General features: G+C 71.6%; 14 protein-coding genes. 11 read left to right on the top strand and 3 right to left on the bottom strand.

What is annotated here, in order from left to right; translation table 11 throughout:
- The first annotated feature begins 31 nt into the window (after window positions 1–31).
- The 8 genes from ACZ470_RS26250 to ACZ470_RS26215 all read left to right on the top strand — a co-directional run bounded on the left by ACZ470_RS26250 (window position 32) and on the right by ACZ470_RS26215 (window position 7,654).
- Window positions 32–697 (top strand): RlpA-like double-psi beta-barrel domain-containing protein, encoded by a 666-nt coding sequence (locus tag ACZ470_RS26250; RefSeq protein WP_468431005.1) that lies wholly within the window; start codon window positions 32–34, stop codon window positions 695–697.
- A gap of 265 nt (window positions 698–962) precedes the next feature.
- Window positions 963–1,991: a glutamine synthetase gene (glnII, locus tag ACZ470_RS26245; RefSeq protein WP_468431004.1), complete on the top strand. Its 1,029-nt coding sequence runs from the start codon at window positions 963–965 to the stop codon at window positions 1,989–1,991.
- Between the two features lie 75 nt (window positions 1,992–2,066).
- Window positions 2,067–2,189 (top strand): hypothetical protein, encoded by a 123-nt coding sequence (locus ACZ470_RS26240; protein WP_468431002.1) that lies wholly within the window; start codon window positions 2,067–2,069, stop codon window positions 2,187–2,189.
- An 83-nt stretch (window positions 2,190–2,272) separates the two neighbouring features.
- A complete protein-coding gene (locus ACZ470_RS26235) occupies window positions 2,273–2,833 on the top strand; it encodes a winged helix-turn-helix domain-containing protein (protein WP_468431000.1) in 561 nt (186 codons plus the stop codon).
- A gap of 72 nt (window positions 2,834–2,905) precedes the next feature.
- Window positions 2,906–3,907 (top strand): NAD-dependent epimerase/dehydratase family protein, encoded by a 1,002-nt coding sequence (locus tag ACZ470_RS26230; RefSeq protein ID WP_468430998.1) that lies wholly within the window; start codon window positions 2,906–2,908, stop codon window positions 3,905–3,907.
- A 77-nt stretch (window positions 3,908–3,984) separates the two neighbouring features.
- On the top strand, window positions 3,985–5,250 hold the full coding sequence (locus tag ACZ470_RS26225) for a sensor histidine kinase (RefSeq protein WP_468430997.1): 1,266 nt from the start codon (window positions 3,985–3,987) through the stop codon (window positions 5,248–5,250).
- Complete coding sequence (locus ACZ470_RS26220) at window positions 5,235–5,888, top strand: response regulator (RefSeq protein ID WP_468430995.1); 654 nt, start codon at window positions 5,235–5,237, stop codon at window positions 5,886–5,888. Before ACZ470_RS26225 ends, ACZ470_RS26220 begins: the two co-directional genes overlap by 16 nt.
- A gap of 218 nt (window positions 5,889–6,106) precedes the next feature.
- Window positions 6,107–7,654 carry a DUF1996 domain-containing protein gene (locus tag ACZ470_RS26215; protein WP_468430993.1) on the top strand — a complete coding sequence of 516 codons (1,548 nt, stop codon included), beginning with the start codon at window positions 6,107–6,109 and terminating at the stop codon, window positions 7,652–7,654.
- A 76-nt stretch (window positions 7,655–7,730) separates the two neighbouring features.
- Here ACZ470_RS26215 and ACZ470_RS26210 read toward each other — a convergent pair whose 3' ends face one another.
- Window positions 7,731–8,162: a hypothetical protein gene (locus ACZ470_RS26210; RefSeq protein WP_468430992.1), complete on the bottom strand. Its 432-nt coding sequence runs from the start codon at window positions 8,160–8,162 to the stop codon at window positions 7,731–7,733.
- A 148-nt stretch (window positions 8,163–8,310) separates the two neighbouring features.
- On the opposite strand from ACZ470_RS26210, the gene ACZ470_RS26205 reads away from it, so the two are divergent.
- The 3 genes from ACZ470_RS26205 (at window position 8,311) to ACZ470_RS26195 (ending at window position 11,535) form a co-directional block, all read left to right on the top strand.
- The gene (locus ACZ470_RS26205) at window positions 8,311–8,823 is read left to right on the top strand and encodes a tetratricopeptide repeat protein (RefSeq protein WP_468430990.1); all 513 of its coding nucleotides are present in this window, start codon (window positions 8,311–8,313) and stop codon (window positions 8,821–8,823) included.
- 46 nt (window positions 8,824–8,869) lie between these two features.
- Window positions 8,870–10,774, top strand: a complete 1,905-nt coding sequence (locus tag ACZ470_RS26200) for a hypothetical protein (protein ID WP_468431045.1) — start codon at window positions 8,870–8,872, stop codon at window positions 10,772–10,774.
- Window positions 10,775–10,839: 65 nt separating this feature from the next.
- Window positions 10,840–11,535, top strand: coding sequence for a TetR/AcrR family transcriptional regulator (locus ACZ470_RS26195; RefSeq protein ID WP_468430988.1), 696 nt, complete (start codon window positions 10,840–10,842; stop codon window positions 11,533–11,535).
- A 5-nt stretch (window positions 11,536–11,540) separates the two neighbouring features.
- Here the strand turns inward: ACZ470_RS26195 and ACZ470_RS26190 are convergent, their stop codons facing one another.
- Window positions 11,541–11,897 carry a 5-carboxymethyl-2-hydroxymuconate Delta-isomerase gene (locus ACZ470_RS26190; protein WP_468430986.1) on the bottom strand — a complete coding sequence of 119 codons (357 nt, stop codon included), beginning with the start codon at window positions 11,895–11,897 and terminating at the stop codon, window positions 11,541–11,543.
- Between the two features lie 55 nt (window positions 11,898–11,952).
- On the bottom strand, window positions 11,953–17,364 hold the full coding sequence (gene pulA / locus ACZ470_RS26185) for a pullulanase-type alpha-1,6-glucosidase (protein ID WP_468430984.1): 5,412 nt from the start codon (window positions 17,362–17,364) through the stop codon (window positions 11,953–11,955).
- Window positions 17,365–17,380: the final 16 nt, after the last annotated feature.

Below are 17,380 nucleotides of genomic sequence, written 5' to 3'. Positions count from 1 at the left end.
GTACGCTCCCCTACCTCTTCAGGAGGCGCGGATGTCGCGCAGGAGAACTCTCGGTCCGAAGAAGAAGCTCGCGCTGCTGCTGAGCGCCGCAACGGTGGCGGGAGGCGGCGCCGTCGTCATGGCGACGACGTCGAACGCCACCCCGCCCGCGGCCACCACCAAGTCCGCGGCGGACTCGACGGTCTGCCAGGGGCTCGCCACCGCGCTCGGCAACAACGAACGCTTCATCGAGGGCCAGCGGGCCAACCCGGACGCGCAGTCCGAGGCGCGGATCGCCAACCGCGAGGCGGTCATCGCCCAGATCCAGCGCCAGCAGGAGGCGTCCGGGTGCACGGTGGGGGAGTCGGCTCAGGACTCCCAGGCCGCGCAGCCGGAGCAGCCCGCCCCGTCGCAGCCCGCCGAGGACGAACAGGCCGGCCAGGCCGGCGGCGAGGGCGCCGCCGCCTCCGGTGAGCAGGTGTGCAACGGCTCCACCGTCACCCTCTCCGGTGAGGGCGGCGCCCCGGCCGCGTCCAGCAACCAGTTCCCGGCCGGTACGAAGCTGAAGGTCACCAACCTGGACAACAACAAGTCCACGACGGTGGAGGTCACCTCGGTGTCGGGCAGCTGTGTGCTGCTCAACAACGCGGCCTTCGAGCAGGTCCGGGAGGCCGGCAAGTTCCTGATCCGCCGAGCGGTGATCGAGAAGGTGGGGTGAGGCACGGGTTCGTCGGGATTCCCAGGGCCCGCCGCTCCTCCTCCGGGGGCGGCGGGCCCGTCCCATCGCATACAGGCCGCCCCTCCGCGCGCGTACTCACACGGCGGGGCGGGTCACGGAGGTGTCAGGTAACACGGGGTTCACATTCGGGCAATGGCCGGGAAATCGCCTGTTGACAGGCTGCGTGGCATCGACGGCGGCGCCCCAGTGCCGCAGCGCCGCAGCACCCGCACAAGCGCCAGACCCACCCCGAAGGATGTGGACCGTGAGCTTCAAGGCCGAGTACATCTGGATCGACGGCACCGAGCCGACCGCCAAGCTGCGTTCCAAGACGAAGATCCTGGCCGACGACGCCAAGGGCGCGGACCTGCCGATCTGGGGCTTCGACGGTTCCTCCACCAACCAGGCCGAGGGCCACGCCTCCGACTGCGTGCTCAAGCCGGTCTTCGTCTGTCCCGACCCGATCCGCGGCGGCGACGACGTCCTGGTGCTGTGCGAGGTCCTGAACACGGACATGACGCCGCACCCGAGCAACACCCGGGCCGCGCTGGCCGAGGTCGCGGAGAAGTTCGCCGCCCAGGAGCCGATCTTCGGCATCGAGCAGGAGTACACCTTCTTCAAGGGCGCCCGCCCGCTCGGCTTCCCCGAGGGCGGCTTCCCGGCCGCGCAGGGCGGCTACTACTGCGGTGTCGGCTCGGACGAGATCTTCGGCCGTGACGTCGTCGAGGCGCACCTGGAGAACTGCCTGAAGGCGGGTCTGGGCATCTCCGGCATCAACGCCGAGGTCATGCCGGGCCAGTGGGAGTTCCAGGTCGGCCCGCTGGCCCCGCTGGAGGTCTCCGACCAGCTGTGGGTGGCCCGCTGGCTGCTCTACCGCACCGCCGAGGACTTCGAGGTCTCCGCCACCCTCGACCCCAAGCCGGTCAAGGGCGACTGGAACGGCGCGGGCGCGCACACCAACTTCTCCACCAAGGCGATGCGCGAGGGCTACGACGCGATCATCACCGCGTGCGAGTCGCTCGGTGAGGGCTCCAAGCCGCTGGACCACGTGAAGAACTACGGCGCCGGCATCGACGACCGCCTCACCGGTCTGCACGAGACCGCCCCGTGGAACGAGTACTCCTACGGCGTCTCGAACCGCGGCGCCTCGGTCCGTATCCCGTGGCAGGTCGAGAAGGACGGCAAGGGCTACATCGAGGACCGCCGTCCGAACGCCAACGTCGACCCGTACGTGGTGACCCGTCTGCTGGTCGACACGTGCTGCACCGCGCTGGAGAAGGCCGGCCAGGTCTGATCCGCACCGCACTCGACGCGAGGGGCGCCCACCGATGTGGTGGGCGCCCCTCGCGTCGTCTGCTTCAATGGACTCATGGCCAGCTTCCGGAAGTTCGACGCGACGGGTCGCCGTGACCTCGAGCCGTTCTGGCCCTCCCGTCAGCACCACGACTTCGACCGGGTGTGTTGTCGCGCGACGACCGCGCCGGCCCGCTGAAGCCCGGATCTCTCCCGGCCTCCGGCCGCCCGCGCACCGCGTACGTCCTCGACGAACCCTTCGCGCGAAAGAGCTGACGTCTCATGGCGACCACCCGTTCCCTGTTCTCCGCATCCCCCGCCCCTTCCGCCCCTTCCGCCCCTCCCCGGCTGCGTGCCGTCGACCGGGACGAGGTGGTGACGGTCGCGGATCTGCTGCCGCCCGGCGCCACCTGGCTGCCCGCCCCGCAGCACGCCCTGCCCGTCCTGCCCGGCCGGCCCCCGATGGTCGGCTACCTGGTGCTGGTCCCCGCCGACCAGCAGCCGCCGTTCCCCGCCGCGGCACCGCAGCCGGCCGCGCTCCCCGAGGACGACCCGCTGATCCGGGTCGACACCGGGCAGCGCACCGCCACGGTGGACGGGCGGCAACTCGACCTCACCTACCTGGAGTTCGAGCTGCTCGCCCATCTCGTGGCGCACCCGAACCGGGTGCACACCCGGGATCAGCTGGTCGGCACGGTGTGGGGCTACGGCCATGTCGGCGACGGCCGCACCGTCGACGTCCACATCGCCCGGCTGCGCCGCAAGCTGGGCACCGGGCACCGCGACACGATCCGCACGGTGCGCCGCGTCGGCTACAAGTACGTGCCGCCGTCCGGGCGCTGAGCGCGCACCGGCCGGTCTGCCGACAGCAGATTCCCGTTCCCCCGCGCCGCCCGGCAGGGCAGAGTCACCGGTATGAGACTTCTGATGCTGGGTGGTACGGAGTTCGCGGGCCGGGCCGTCGTCGAGGCGGCCCTCGGCCGCGGCTGGGAGGTGACCGTCTTCCACCGGGGCCGGCACGAGGCTCCTAAGGGGGTACGGACGCTGCTGGGCGACCGCACCGCGCTCGACGGTCTGGCCGCGCTCGACGAGGACCCCGGGGAGTGGGACGTCGTCGTCGACACCTGGTCGTCCGCCCCGCGCGCGGTGCGGGACTCGGCGCGGCTGCTGCGGGGCCGCGCCGGGCGGTACGTGTACGTGTCGAGCTGCTCGGTCTACGAGTGGGCGCCGCCCGCCGGTTACACCGAGGAGGCTCCCGTGGTGGAGGGCGCCTCCGCCGACGCGGACCTCACGGACTACGCGCGGGACAAGCGAGGCGGTGAGCTGGCCGCCGTGGACGCCTTCGGCGCGGACCGGTCGGTGCTGGTGCGGGCGGGGCTGCTCCTCGGCCCGTACGAGAACGTGGGCCGGTTGCCCTGGTGGCTGACCCGGGTGGCGCGCGGGGGCCCGGTTCTCGCCCCGGGCCCGCGTGATCTGCCGCTCCAGTACGCCGACGTCCGTGACCTCGCGGAGTGGATCCTCGGGGCCGCCGAGCAGGAGCTGAGCGGGCCCTACAACCTGATCTCGCCGCCGGGGCACACGACGATGGGCGAGCTGCTGGAGGCGTGCGTCGCCGTGACCGGGGGCGCGGCCGAGCTGCGGTGGACCGCCCCGGAGGTGGTCCTGGAGGCGGGCATCGAGCCGTGGACGCAGCTGCCGGTGTGGGTTCCGCCGGGCAGCGATCTGCACGACGCGCTGCACTCGGCGGACGTCTCCCGGGCGGTCGCGACGGGACTGCGCTGCCGCCCGGTCGCCGAGACCGTGGCCGACACCTGGACCTGGCTGCGGGAGATCGGCGGCACGGCGCCCCAGCGCCCGGACCGGACGGCCAAGGGGCTCGATCCGGAGGTGGAGGCGAAGGTGCTGGGAACGGCCTGAGGGTGTACCCAGCACCACCCCCGGAGACGGGGCCCCGGCCCAGTGCCCCGTCCGTCCCGCTCGGCCAGACTGTGGCCATGACCACCGATACGAAGAACGGCGACACGCGGGCCAGGGGGCGGGGCATCTGGCTCGCCGCGGTACGAGGGCTGGCACTCACCCTGGTGTCGCTGCCCGGGGCGGTGCTGTGCTTCGTGCTCTCCGTCGTGTCCATCGGGCTGATCCCGATCGGGATCGGCATCGTCACCACCCCGTACGTGCTGACGGGGGTGCGGACGTTCGCGAACTGGCGGCGGGTGCTGGCCGCCGAGTGGGGCGGGGTGCGGATCCCGCCGTCGTACCGGCCGATTCCGCGGGACGCCAACCCGTGGGGGCGGACGTTCGGGATGCTGGGCGACCCGGCGACGTGGCGGGATCTGCGGTGGCTGCCGGTCGACATGACCGCGGGCTTCGTCACCGCGCTGCTGCCCTTCGCGCTGCTGGTCTACCCGCTGGAGGGGCTCGCGCTGGCGGCCGGCCTGTGGCGGGTGATGCCCGACGGGTACTGGTACGGCTTCGTGCGGGTCTCCGGCCAGGCGTCCGCGCTCGGCGCCGGGGCCCTCGCCCTCGTGCTGCTGTTCTTCGCCCACTTCTTCTCCGTGCGCCTGCTGCGCGTCCACTTCCTGCTCACGCGGGCCGTCCTCGGCTCCCACCAGGGCGAGCTGACCGAGCGGGTGCGGGTGCTGACCGAGACCCGCCGGGACGCCGTGGACACCTCCGCCGCCGAGCTGCGGCGCATCGAGCGGGACCTGCACGACGGGGCGCAGGCGCGGCTGGTCGCCATGGGCATGGACCTGGGGACGATCGAGGCGCTGATCGAGAAGGACCCGGGGAAGGCGCGTAAGCTGCTGGCGCAGGCCCGGCAGTCCTCCGCCGAGGCGCTGACCGAGCTGCGGGAGCTGGTGCGGGGCATCCATCCGCCGGTGCTGGCCGAGCGCGGGCTGGGTGACGCGGTGCGGGCGCTGGCGCTGCGGCTGCCGGTGGCCACCGAGGTGGAGGTGGAGCTGCCCGGACGGGCGGAGGCGCCGGTGGAGTCGGCCGCGTACTTCGCGGTGAGCGAGGTGCTCACCAACGCGGTGAAGCACTCGGGCGCGGACCGGATCTGGGTCGACCTGCACCACGCCGAGGGGTGTCTGCGGGTGACGGTCACCGACAACGGGCGGGGCGGCGCGGTGATCGGCGCCGGCTCGGGACTCACCGGGGTGGAGCGGCGACTCGGTACATTCGACGGCGTCCTGGCCGTCAGCAGCCCCGCGGGCGGTCCCACCATGGTCACCATGGAGATCCCTTGCGCGTTGTCCTAGCCGAAGACCTGTTCCTGCTGCGCGACGGGCTCGTCCGGCTCCTCGAGGCCCATGACTTCGAGATCGCGGCGGCCGTGGAGTCCGGGCCCGAGCTGGCCCGGGCGCTGGCCGAGCGGGAACCCGACGTCGCGGTCGTCGACGTACGGCTGCCGCCCACGCACACCGACGAGGGTCTCCAGTGCGCGCTGGAGGCCCGTCGCAGGCGGCCGGGGCTGCCGGTGCTGGTGCTCTCGCAGCACGTGGAGCAGCTGTACGCGCGGGAGCTGCTGGCGGACGGCAGCGGCGGGGTGGGCTATCTGCTGAAGGACCGGGTGTTCGACGCGGAGCAGTTCGTGGACGCGGTGCGACGGGTGGCGGCGGGAGGTACGGCGATGGATCCGCAGGTGATCCAGCAGTTGCTGGCGCGGCAGTCGGGGAACGACCGGCCGCTGGCGCGGCTGACGCCCCGGGAGCTGGAGGTGCTGGAGCTGATGGCGCAGGGGCGGACCAACGCGGCGATCGCGGCCCGGCTGGTGGTGACGGAACGGGCGATCGCGAAGCACACCGCGAACATCTTCGCCAAACTGGGGCTGGAGGTCTCGGACGACGACAACCGGCGCGTGCTGGCGGTTCTCGCGTATCTCGACCACGGCCGGTGAAACCGGACCCGCCCCCTCACACCGGGTGGGTGATCAACAACTCCCGGTGTTCCAGGGGCTGTTGAAACCTGAGTGGTCGTACTGACTTCTCTTCGATTTCCGGGACGGGTGAACACCCGTGAAGCGGTTCCCGTACTCAAGGGAGCCGCTTCACTCCTGTCGGGCCGCTCGATGCCCCGCAAAGGGATGCCCCCGTAAGGAAGGTCAAGAGGAGTTCCATGGGACGCAACACAAGAAAACGCCGTATGCCCCTGGCCACCAAGGTGACAGCCGGGGCGGCGGCCCTGGCGCTCGGTGGGGGCGGGCTGGTCTGGGCCAACTTCTATGCCTCGGCACACGAGGAGGACGGACACCACAACCGGACGAAATCGGGGAACGCGCAGGTCGCGACGATCAACTGCCCGGACGTCGGCCAGAAGCTGACGCGGGTGCCGCGGGACGCCCGCAGGGGCGTCGCGAGGGAACTCGCGTTGCTCGACCGGCAGATCACGGACGCGTACACGCGTCTCGCGGAGACGCGCCAGGCCCAGGCCGGTGACGAGAGCTACGTCGACAACGCCATTCTCGGGCCGCTGAAGTCCAAGCGGACGGCCACCCTGGACCGGATCGGCATCAACATCGACCGGGCGGGCGGCGAGGCGCCGCGCGACCTCGGCCGGTTCGCCCCCTGCCAGGGTGTTCCCGTCGAACAGCCGACGGACGGCGGCGGCGACGGTCAGGACCAGGGCGACGGCGACCAGGACCAGGGCGACGGCGGTCAGAACGACGGCGGCGGCCAGGACCAGGGTGACGGCGGTCAGGACAACGGTCAGGACCAGGGCAACGGCGGCCAGGCCGGCAACGGCCCCGTGGCGGACGACTTCATCGACATCGAGGACGTCCAGCCCAACTCCCGCAACCTGCCCAACGGTCTCGCCGCGAACGGCGACGGCGGTTCGACGGGCAGCTTCACCACCGAGTGCGGCACCAACGAGAACGAGCTGCGCAACTCGGACAACGTGATCGTCGCCCCCGGCGTCAGCAACGGTGCCCAGCACCAGCACGACTACGTCGGCAACCAGGCCAACACCGCCTTCGCGAGCGACGAGGACCTGGCCAACGGGGAGACGACCTGCCAGAACCAGGGCGACAGGTCGACGTACTTCTGGCCGGTCCTCCGGATCCAGGACGGTACGCAGGACATCGACCAGGACCAGCCGGGCGGCGGTCAGGACGGCAACGTCGGCACGATCGTCGCGCCCACCGAGGTGGACCTGAAGTTCGTCGGCAACCGGACGAGCGACGTCGTCGCGATGCCGAGGGCCCTGCGGATCATCACCGGTGACGCGAAGGCCTTCACCAACGGCCTGAACAACGCCAACACCGCTTGGAGCTGCACCGGCTTCGAGGACCGGCAGGTGACGGACAAGTACCCGATCTGCCCCGAGGGCAGCAGCGTGGTCCGGACGTCCGCCTTCCAGAGCTGCTGGGACGGCCAGAACATCGACAGCGCCAACCACCGCACCCACGTCGACTTCGTCGAGGCGGACGGCACCTGCTCGAACGGCTTCCAGGCCATCCCCCAGCTCCAGGTCCGCCTGGTCTACGACAACATCCCGGCCCCGCGGATCGAGAACGGACAGGTGGTGAACCCGTTCGCGGTGGACTCCTTCCCGGAGCAGCTCCACAAGCCGATCACCGACCACAACGACTTCATCAACTTCTTCGACGAGGAGCTGATGAACGAGATGGTCGACTGCATCAACAGCGGCCAGGACTGCCAGTAGTCCGGCCCGGTAGCGGGAGGAGGCCGGCGGTGGGAACTCCCACCGCCGGCCTCCTCGTTGCGCCCCGGTCGCGCGGTCAGCCGTGGTGACCGCCCTTGTTGTGGCTGCCCCCGGGATTCATGTGCTCGGACCCCTCCTCCATGGTCCCGCCGAGCGTGCTCCGCAGCGCCGTGACGGTCCTCTCCTCGCCGACGGCGACCCACTTGCGGCCGACCAGGTAGTAACCGCCGTAGTCCTTGGCGGTGTTGAGCCACTCGCGCTGGCCCCGGTCGGTGGCGAAGGTGGCGAGGACGTACTTCTCGTCGCCCTTCTCGCACAGGGCCTGGCGGATGGTGTCGGCGTCGGTCTGCATGTTCGGCTCGCACCGGGCCTCGGCGGCCAGGTGCTCCAGGCTGCCGGTCGCGGTGGGCGGCACCCGGTCCTCCTCGCCGCCGCCTGATCCGCAGCCCGTCAGCGCCAGGGCCGCCACCGCTCCGGTCAGCGCGAGCATCGGTCGGGTCACCCTCATGTGTTCCTCCGGTCTGGACGGCGGCATCGTGACGGCGACACGCCGCACGGAGCCCCGGCGCGGGGCCCTCGGCCTTCGATACGGCCGCGACGCCCCCAGCGCTCAATTCCCGGTGCGATTCCGGGTGCGCGCGTGCGAGGGTGACCCGGTGGACAACGACTGGGAAGACCGTGTGACCGCCGCCTGGGCGACCTTCGAGGACTACGCCGAAGAGGACGCGCCGGCCTTCCGCGCCGTGATCGACGCGCTCGTCGCCGAGCTGCCCGAGGACAGTCCGCTGGGTCCGTTCGAGCGGGCCTGCGCCTGGGACTCCACGGGCCACTCGGACCGGGCGGTGCCTCTCTACCGGCAGGCGCTCGACGGCGGTCTGGCGGAGGTCAGTGCCCACAAGGCGCGACGTGCGAGGATCCAGCTGGCCAGCTCGCTGCGGAACATCGGCCGGGCGGAGGAAGGCGTGCGACTGCTGACTCCCGAACTCGTCGCGGAGTCGGATGAGTTGGACGACGCCGTACGGGCCTGCCTCGCCCTGTGTCTGTCGAGTGTCGGGCGGGACCGCGAGGGCCTTTCGCTGGTCCTCGGCGCCCTCGCCCCTCATCTGCCGCGCTACCAGCGGTCGATGGCCGCCTACGCGCGTCTCCTCGTCGAGCCCGCCCCCGAGTGACGCCGCGGGCCGGTGACCATCCGCCGGTTCGCTCGTTCAGTTGAACGTGCATTCACAGGATGTCGCCCAGCCCTCCGGAGACTCCGGAGCCGGTCCGGTCGTGGACGTCGAGCAGGCCGAGGCCGCGCTCGTCGAGCACTATCCGCGGCTCGTCCGGCTCGCCTATCTGGTGCTGCCGTCCGGAACGGGCCGGAGCGGGCGGGTGCTCACCGCGCACGCCCTGGTCCAGCGGGCGCTGCCCCGGAACGACACCCCGGCACCGGTGGTCCCGGCCCAGCGGGCCGGACGTGACGGCGACGCGGGGTACGCGCTGGTCCGCCTCCAGGTGGTGCGTGCGGCGCTGAGGCGCGGGGACCGGCGCGGGCGGCGGGCCACGGTGCCGCCGCTGCTCCCCCAGGTGTGGGGGCTGAGGCTGTTCCCGCGCTCGGGCGGCGCCGACGAGTTCGCCCTGGACCAGCGGCTGTCCGCGCTGTCCGGCCCGGCCCGCGCCGCGCACGCCCTGCGCGGTCTGGAACGGCTCCCGGACGGCGACGTACGGCAGGTCCTCGCGGCGGCGGGCGTCACCGACGTGGACGCCGCGCTGGAGGAGGCCGACCGGATCCCCGACCCGTACCGGCTGCTCGGCTCCCCCGAGTTCGATCCCTGCTCGCTCCAGGCCCGGCCCACCGATCTGCTGCGCCGGCGCCGGCATCTGAAGGCCGCGCTGGTCGCCGGGGCGGCACTGGCGGTGTGCGGGACGCTGCTCGGGCTGCCGGGCGACGGCTGGGGCCCGGACGGCGCCGCCGCGCCCCCGTACGCGCGCAACCCGGCCGCGCAGGCCGCGCTGGACCCGGGGAAGCTGACCCGGGTCTCCCCCACCGCCTGGAAGACCTCCGCGCGCACCGACTTCTCCGTCTGGCCGGCCCGCGGCAACCGCACCGGCGACAAGGCCCTGCTGCGCCGCGCCCTCGCCGTATGGGCCCGGCCCGGGGAGAACGTCCAGGTGTCGGCGACCCCCGGAACACCCTCCGGCGGTCCCGCCGGACCGCCCCAGCTGCTGTACGCGGGCACGGTCGACACCGCGCACGTGGTGGTGCTGTACGACGGTCTGCGCCTCGCCAGGTACGCCGAGCCGACGGAGGGCGCACACGGCGCCGTCCTCGACTTCGCCCGAGTCGACGGCGCCGGGCGGGCCGGGTCGGGCGCGGTGGTGGTGAGCCGGGCCGACGGCAACGTCCGCTACCTGCTGGCGCCGTGGGTGCGGGAGGCGGGTGAGCGGGACCTGCGCAGGCCGGGCTCGGGCGCGATGGACCTCACCCTCACCGACGGGCTGACCTCGCCGCTGGCCAGCTCCGCCCTGCGACCGGGGCGGTGCACCTCGTGGAACGTGCTGCAACTGACCGACGGCACCGGCACCCGGCTGGTGACCGATCTCGGCGAGCTGGTCCCGGCCCGGCTGACCGCGGGGCGTCCCGGCGCGGTCCGTGAGGCCTCCGGTGCCGAGGCGCTGCGCACCTGGGCGCCGTACGCCTGCTCGCTGGGCGCGTTGCGCGCGGCGGGCGTGCGGAGCGTGAACGCGTGGGCGTTCGCCGAGCAGCCGCTGCCCGAGGAGGGCGGGGAGGCGGCGTGGGTGTGCACGCGGGCCGAGACCTGGCGGGGTGGCGGCGCGCGGGTGCTGGCGCAGTTCCACACGCCGGGCGGGCGGTCCGGGGCGGTGGCGGCGAAGGCCGAGGACGTGCCGGCGTGCGGGGAGCGCGAGCCCCGGGTGCTCGCCGGGGTGCTGTGGAAGTCCGGGGCGGGCACCTGGTACCTGCTGGCCGCCGGCAGTCGCGACACGGCGTCCGTCAGGGCGACGGGCGGCGTCAAGGGATCGGCACGGGGCCCGCTGCTGACCGTCCGCGCGGTGGACGGCGCCCGGGCGGATCTCAAGGGGACGCTCGAGGACGGGCGGTCGATCGACGGACTGCGCTGACCCGGATGAACACCGCCGACTGGTCCGGACCGTTCAAGGCCGGAAACGATCGGTAAGGTGTTCGCATGACTACCGGGGTGCGGCGCAGAATGGGAGTCGAGGAGCGTCGGCAGCAGTTGATCGGCGTGGCCCTCGAACTGTTCAGCCGTCGTTCCCCCGACGAGGTCTCCATCGACGAGATAGCGTCGCGGGCGGGCATCTCCCGCCCGCTGGTCTATCACTACTTCCCCGGCAAACTCAGCCTGTACGAAGCGGCGTTGAGGCGGGCGGCGGAGGATCTGGCGTCCCGGTTCGTGGAGCCGCACGAGGGCCCGCTGGGGTCCCGGCTGCGGCGGGTGATGGCCCGGTTCTTCGACTTCGTCGACGAGCACGGCCCCGGTTTCGCCGCCCTGATGCGCGGCGGCCCGGCGGTGGGCTCGTCGGCCACCAACGCGCTGATCGACTCCGTACGGCAGGCCGCGTATGACCAGATGCTGTCGCACATGGGTGTGGTGGGTCCGGTGCCGGCGCGGCTGGAACTGGTCGTGCGGTCCTGGATCTCACTCGTCGAGTCGACGGCGCTGATCTGGCTCGACGGGCGGCGGATGCCGCGCGAGGAGCTGGAGGCGCAGCTGGTGCAGGACTTCGCCGCGCTGGCCGCCGTCGCCGCCGCCCGCGACGAGGACCTGGCGGCGCTGCTGCGCGGCCTGCTCAAGAACGAGCCGGGCGACGGGCCGTTCACCGACCTCGCCACCCGGCTGATCTCACTGGCCGCTGCGTAGCGCCGCTACTCCTCGAACTTCCGATAGGAGACCTCGAGGTCGCGCGCCTCGGCGGAGGCGTGCAGCACCAGGCCCTCGGCCGGCTTCACATGCTTCCTCAGCAGTTCCAGTACGGCCTTGGTGAGCTCTGTCTTGGTGGGGTCGGTACGGCCGAACAGCAGCGCGATGTCGACATGGACGAGTACGTGCCCCTCGCTGTCGGAGCCCACCACGAGGTCCTCGACGGGCCGGAACCGTGTCTTGCACGCCGGTAGCTTGGCGGCCGCGATCTCCACGACGGCGGTGTGCAGGTCCCGCGCGAACGCGGGCCGGTCGAAGCCGTCCGCCAGCCGCTCGGAGTAGTCGACGGTGATCTGCGGCATGAGCCCTCCTGTTCATGGTCAGGAGGGCTCACACTAGCCGCAGTGCCTTACGGGGTCAGCCGGCCGTGGTGAACACGGCGACCGTGCGCGCCGGAACGGTGAACGTGCCGGTGTCCTTCGCGTAGGACGAGGTCTTCACGACCGCGTCCCCGCCCGCCGCCTGCACGGGGTGCAGCCGGTAGCCGGTTCCGCCGAGCCCTGCGACGCGCTGCTGCTGCCGCTCGGGCGTGGCGTTGAAGACGACGACCAGGTCACCCAGCTTCATGGTGATCACGCCGGGCGTCTCGTCCTCGCCGGACAGCGGGAAGGAGAGCCGGGACTGCACCTGTCCCGCGGTGTCGAGGGAGAAGTCCTTCTCCGTCGAGCGGATCCTCAGCAGGTCCCGGTACGCGGCCGAGGTGCCCTGGATCTGCGGGCAGCCGACCTGTACCGAGCCCAGCAAGGGCTTGGCGTAGGGCCACTTGTCCTCGTTGTCGGCGGCCGGCGGCAGACCGCGGCCGAAGCCGTTGCCGTCCGCGCAGTTCCAGTGGATGGCGTTGAACCAGTCGCCGCTGTTGTAGGAGTTGCGGTCCAGGGACTTGGAGCGCAGCAGGTCGGTGCCGGCCTGGGAGAGCGCCGGGCCCTGCGAGAGGGCGGCGGTCGCCATGGCGAGGACCTGCATACGGGCCCGGTCGCCGGCGGACGTGTCCTTCGGCAGCTTGAAGGCGAGCGCGTCGAACAGGGACTCGTTGTCGTGCGCGTCCGCGTAGGCGAGGGCGTCGCCGGGCGCGTCGGCGTATCCGGCGGGGGCGCCGTTGTAGTCGACCTGGGAGCCCTTGACCTCCTTGCCGCTGGTGTCGGTGAAGGTGTAGTCGGCGAGGTTGCCGCTCAGGCCCACCTTGATGAGGTCCTGGTAGTGCAGCAGGCGGGCCTTCTGCTCGGCCTCGGTGCCGTTGCTCTTCGAGGAGTTGGGGTCGGTGTAGAGACCGGAGGCGAAGCCCTGCACGCCGGGGTCCTCGTCGAAGGGGCCGCCGCCGCGCACGGCGTCACGGGCCCGGTCGGAGAAGGTGGCGATGCCGGTGCCGGCCATGTTCTTCTGCGTGGCCTGCTCGAAGCGGGCGTCGTCGGCGATCTCGCCGAAGTTCCAGCCCTCGCCGTACAGGATGATCTTCTTGCCGTCGACGCCGTCCTCGGCGAGGGTGAGCTCGTCGAGGGCCTTGCGCACGGCCAGCATGTTGGCCTTCGGGTGGTGGCCCATGAGGTCGAAGCGGAAGCCGTCGGCCTTGTACTCCTTGGCCCAGGTGACGACCGAGTCGACGACCAGCTTGCCCATCATGGCGTTCTCGGGTGCCGTGTTGGCGCAGCAGGTGCTGTTGGCGACCGAGCCGTCGGCGAGGAGCCGCTGGTAGTAGCCGGGGACGATCCGGTCCAGGACGGAGGTCTTGGCCTGGCCGCTCGCGGCGGTGTGGTTGTAGACGACGTCCATCACGACCCGCAGGCCGTCCTCGTTGAGCGCCTTGACCATCTCGCGGAACTCGACGGTGCGCTGGGTGCCGTCCGGGTCGCTGGCGTAGGAGCCCTCGGGGACCGTGTAGTGGTACGGGTCGTAGCCCCAGTTGTAGGCGTCCTTGGCGGCGGCCTTCGCCACGCACTCCTGCTGCTTGTCGGAGTCGGCCGGGTAGGACGCGAGGTCGCAGTCGACGGTCTGCTGGTCGGACTTCCTCTCCGGGATGGTGGCGATGTCGAACGCGGGCAGCAGGTGCACGTACGAGGTGCCGGCCTCGGCCAGCTCGCGCAGGTGCTCGCGGCCGTCGCTGTCCTCGTCGGTGAAGGCGAGGTAGGTGCCGGGGTTCTTCGCCGTGCGGTCCGCCACGGAGAAGTCGCGGATGTGCAACTCCTGGATCTGGGCGTCCTTGAGCGGCACGGCCTTCGGCTTGTCGTACGTCGACCACTCACGCGGCTTCAGGGACCGGTCGGCCAGGTCGACGACGAGGCTGCGCTCGGAGTCGGTCGTCAGGGCGACCGAGTAGGGGTCGGTGACCTTGTTGGTGACGATCTCGCGGGTGCTGGGCGCCCACACCGTCACGGCGTACCGGTAGGGCTTGCCCTTCCAGGAGCCGGGGCCGGTGACGGACCAGACGCCGGTGCCGGAGTCCCGCCGCATCCGGACGGTGCGGTCGCCGATCTCCAGGGAGACGTTCTGCGCGGTCGGCGCCCATACGGAGAGGGTGGGCCGGCCGTGGCGGAACGTCGGGCCGAGCTCCGTCTTCGTCGCGTCGGCCGCGTAGAGGTCGTCGAGTACGCCGGCGATCTGCACGCCGGTGGCGGCGAGCACGGCGCCGTTGGCGGCGCGCTGGGTGGCGACGACCTGGCCGCGCAGGGCCTCGCGCACCCGGTCCCGGTCGCGCGGGTCGACGGACCAGGCGGTGCCGTCCTTCAGGTGCGGGAACTTCGCCTTCTGGGCGTCGGTGAGGTTGGTCTTCGTCAGCCGCAGCCACCGTGCGTCGTCGCCGGTCAGCGTGCCGTTCTCCACCTTGACGGAGCCGGTGCGGGAGGCGAGGAGCTGGGTGGAGGCGGCGGCCTCGGAGCCGTCCCAGACGACGGTGTCCCGGTCGATCCAGACCGCCTTGGAGGTGGTCAGGTCGAGCGCCGCCGCCGAGCCGGCCGGCTGCGGCAGCAGGTACTTCTCCTGGCCGTTCAACAGCCACACCTCGTGGCCGTTGGCCTTGAGGTCGAGCGACTGGTCGGAGGGGAGGTCCTTCTCGTCGCCCTTGTGGATGATGTAGCTGAGGCTGGTGGCACCCTCGGTGAGCGGCACCTCGAAGACAGCGCCATAGGCATCAGTCTTCACCGGCTCCAGGGGGTTCGACCAGTCGGTGGGGTTCGCGGCGCCGGTCCAGGTGTGCAGGCCCCAGCCGTCGTAGTTGCCGTCGGCGCGGTGGTAGTGCAGTACGGCCTTGGTGGTGTCCTGGGCCGGGTAGTCGGGCCGTTCGGTGGTGACGGTCTCCTTGCCCTGCTCGATCCAGATCTCGCCGGTCGTGGTGACGTCGATGGTGCGGTCGGTGGCGACGTCCTTGTTGCCGTCCTTGTCGATGACCAGGAAGCCGACGTCGGACGCGCCCGGCTTGAGCTTGACGTGGGCGAAGGCGCCGTAGGCGTCGCGGCCGGTGAAGGGGTGGCTGTTCGGCCACTCGGTGGCCTCGCCGTCCGCCAGGTCGCCCCAGGCGTACAGGCCCCAGTCGTCGTAGTCGCCGTCGGCGCGCTTGTAGTGGACGATCGCGTAGTCGCGGGAGGCGGCGGTGGGGGGCTCCTCGACGGGCGGGGTGCCGGTGGTGGAGGCGGCCAGGGCGCTCGCGGTGCGGCCGGCCGAGTCGATCACGACGGCCTTGTAGCGCAGGGCGGTCCCGGCGGGGACGTCCTCGCCGATGGTGTGGGTGACCTTGTAGGGGGCGTGGTCGGCGGAGCCGAGGGTCCGCCAGGTGCCGTTGCCGGTCTGGGCGGCGAAGACGACCCGGTTGAGCTGTCCGCCGTCGACATCGGCGGTGAGCTCGACGGTGCCGGTGGCTCCGGCCTCCGGGGCCTTCAGGGTGACCGTGGGCTTCGCGGCGGGCGCGGCGAGCGGGCCGGACGCCTTGAGGACGATCGCCGAACCGGCCGGGACGGTGACGGTGATCTTCTTGTCGGCGTCGCTGGTGACGGTGGCGCCGGTGCCGTAGAGGCCCTTGAAGGTCATCCGGGCGGAGCCGGTCGCGAAGGTCGCCTTCTGGGTCTCGCCGGAGTTGTTGAAGGCGACGACGTACTCGGTGGTGTCCTTGCCGGTGCCGGTGCGGGAGAAGGCGTAGACGCCCGCGCCGTCGGCCGCGTACCGCTCCTGCTGGATGCCGTCGGTGAGGGCCGGGTGGGCCTTGCGGAGCTTCGCGAGGGCGCTGATCTGCCGGTAGAGCGGCGAGCGGGTGTCGTAGGTGTCCTCGGCGTGGGTGCGGTCGCTGCCGATCAGGTCGTCGTCGAGGTAGTCGGCGGTGCGGGAGGCGAACAGGGTCTGGCGGGCGTCCTTGTCGCCTCCGGCGCCGGTGAAGCCCTGCTCGTCGCCGTAGTAGACGACCGGGTTGCCGCGGCTGAGGAACATCAGCTCGTTGGCGAGCATGTCCTTCTTCAGCAGCTCGGCGTCGGACGCCTTCGGGTCGTCCTGCTTCAGGAACGTCCCGATGCGGCCCATGTCGTGGTTGCCGAGGAAGCTGACCTGCTCGTACGCGTTGGCCTTGTCGGTCGTGTACTTGTAGTCGTCACCGAAGACCGAGGCCAGCTTCTTGGCGCTGCCGCCCTGGGAGGCGTACTGGCGGGCCGCCTCCTGGAAGGGGAAGTCGAGAGTGGCGTCGAGGCGGCCCTCGGTGACGTACGGGGCGGTGATGTCCGTGTCGGACGAGTAGACCTCGCCGAACATGAAGAAGTCGTCCCGGCCCTTCTTGGCCGCGTAGGCGTCCAGGGCGGTGGCCCACTGGGTCCAGAACTCCATGTTGACGTGCTTCACGGTGTCGATCCGGAAGCCGTCGATGTCGAAGTCCCTCACCCACCGCTGGTAGATCTTCTCCATGCCGTCGACGACCTCGGGACGCTCGGTCCACAGGTCGTCGAGGCCGGAGAAGTCGCCGTACTCGGCGGACTCCCCGGCGAAGGTGGAGTCGCCCCGGTTGTGGTACATCTCCGGGTCGTTGAGCCAGGACGGGACCTTGGTCCGCTGCTTCGCGTCGGGCACGACCGGGGTGCGCGGGAAGGAGTCCGCGTCGACGCGCGGGAACCGGCGCGAGCCGTCGGCGTAGTCGGCGTCGTCGAAGGGCTCGCCGTCCTCGGTCAGATACGGGAAGGCGCCCTTGGAGAGGTAGTCGTAGGACTTCTCCTCGTAGTCGACGACGTCGGCGGTGTGGTTGGTGATGACGTCGAAGAAGACCTTCATGCCCTTGGCGTGGGCCTTGTCGATGAGGTTCTCGAGGTCCTCGTTGGTGCCGAAGTGCGGGTCGACCTGGGTGAAGTCGGTGATCCAGTAGCCGTGGTAGCCGGCGGAGGCGTTCTCCCCGGTCCCCTGCACGGGCTGGTTCCTGAAGATGGGCGCCATCCAGATGGCGGTGGTGCCGAGCCCCTTGATGTAGTCGAGCTTCTGCGTCAGGCCCTTGAGGTCGCCGCCCTGGTAGAAGCCCTTGTCGGTGGGGTCGTAGCCGGTGGTGAGGCGCGAACCGGTCAGTCCGCCGCGGTCGTTCTTCGCGTCGCCGTTGGCGAAGCGGTCCGGCAGGACGAAGTAGAACTGCTCGCGGGTCAGGTCGTGCCGCGCCGGGGACTTGGCGAGCTTCGCGTCCGACGGAGGCGCGGGCGGGGTGTCGGCACGGGCGGCGAGCGGCTGCACCAGGGCGGCGGCGAGCGCGGCCACGGTGACGGCGGCGACGCGTCTGCCGCGCGCGGTGCGGCGCCCCGGGGGCGCGGGCCATCTGGGTATCAAGGCGTGAACTCCTTGC

It is taken from the genome of Streptomyces sp. NPDC031111 (assembly GCF_055570675.1).
The sequence above is the reverse complement of the archived record's forward strand: the minus strand, read 5'-3'. Positions and strand labels throughout refer to the sequence as shown.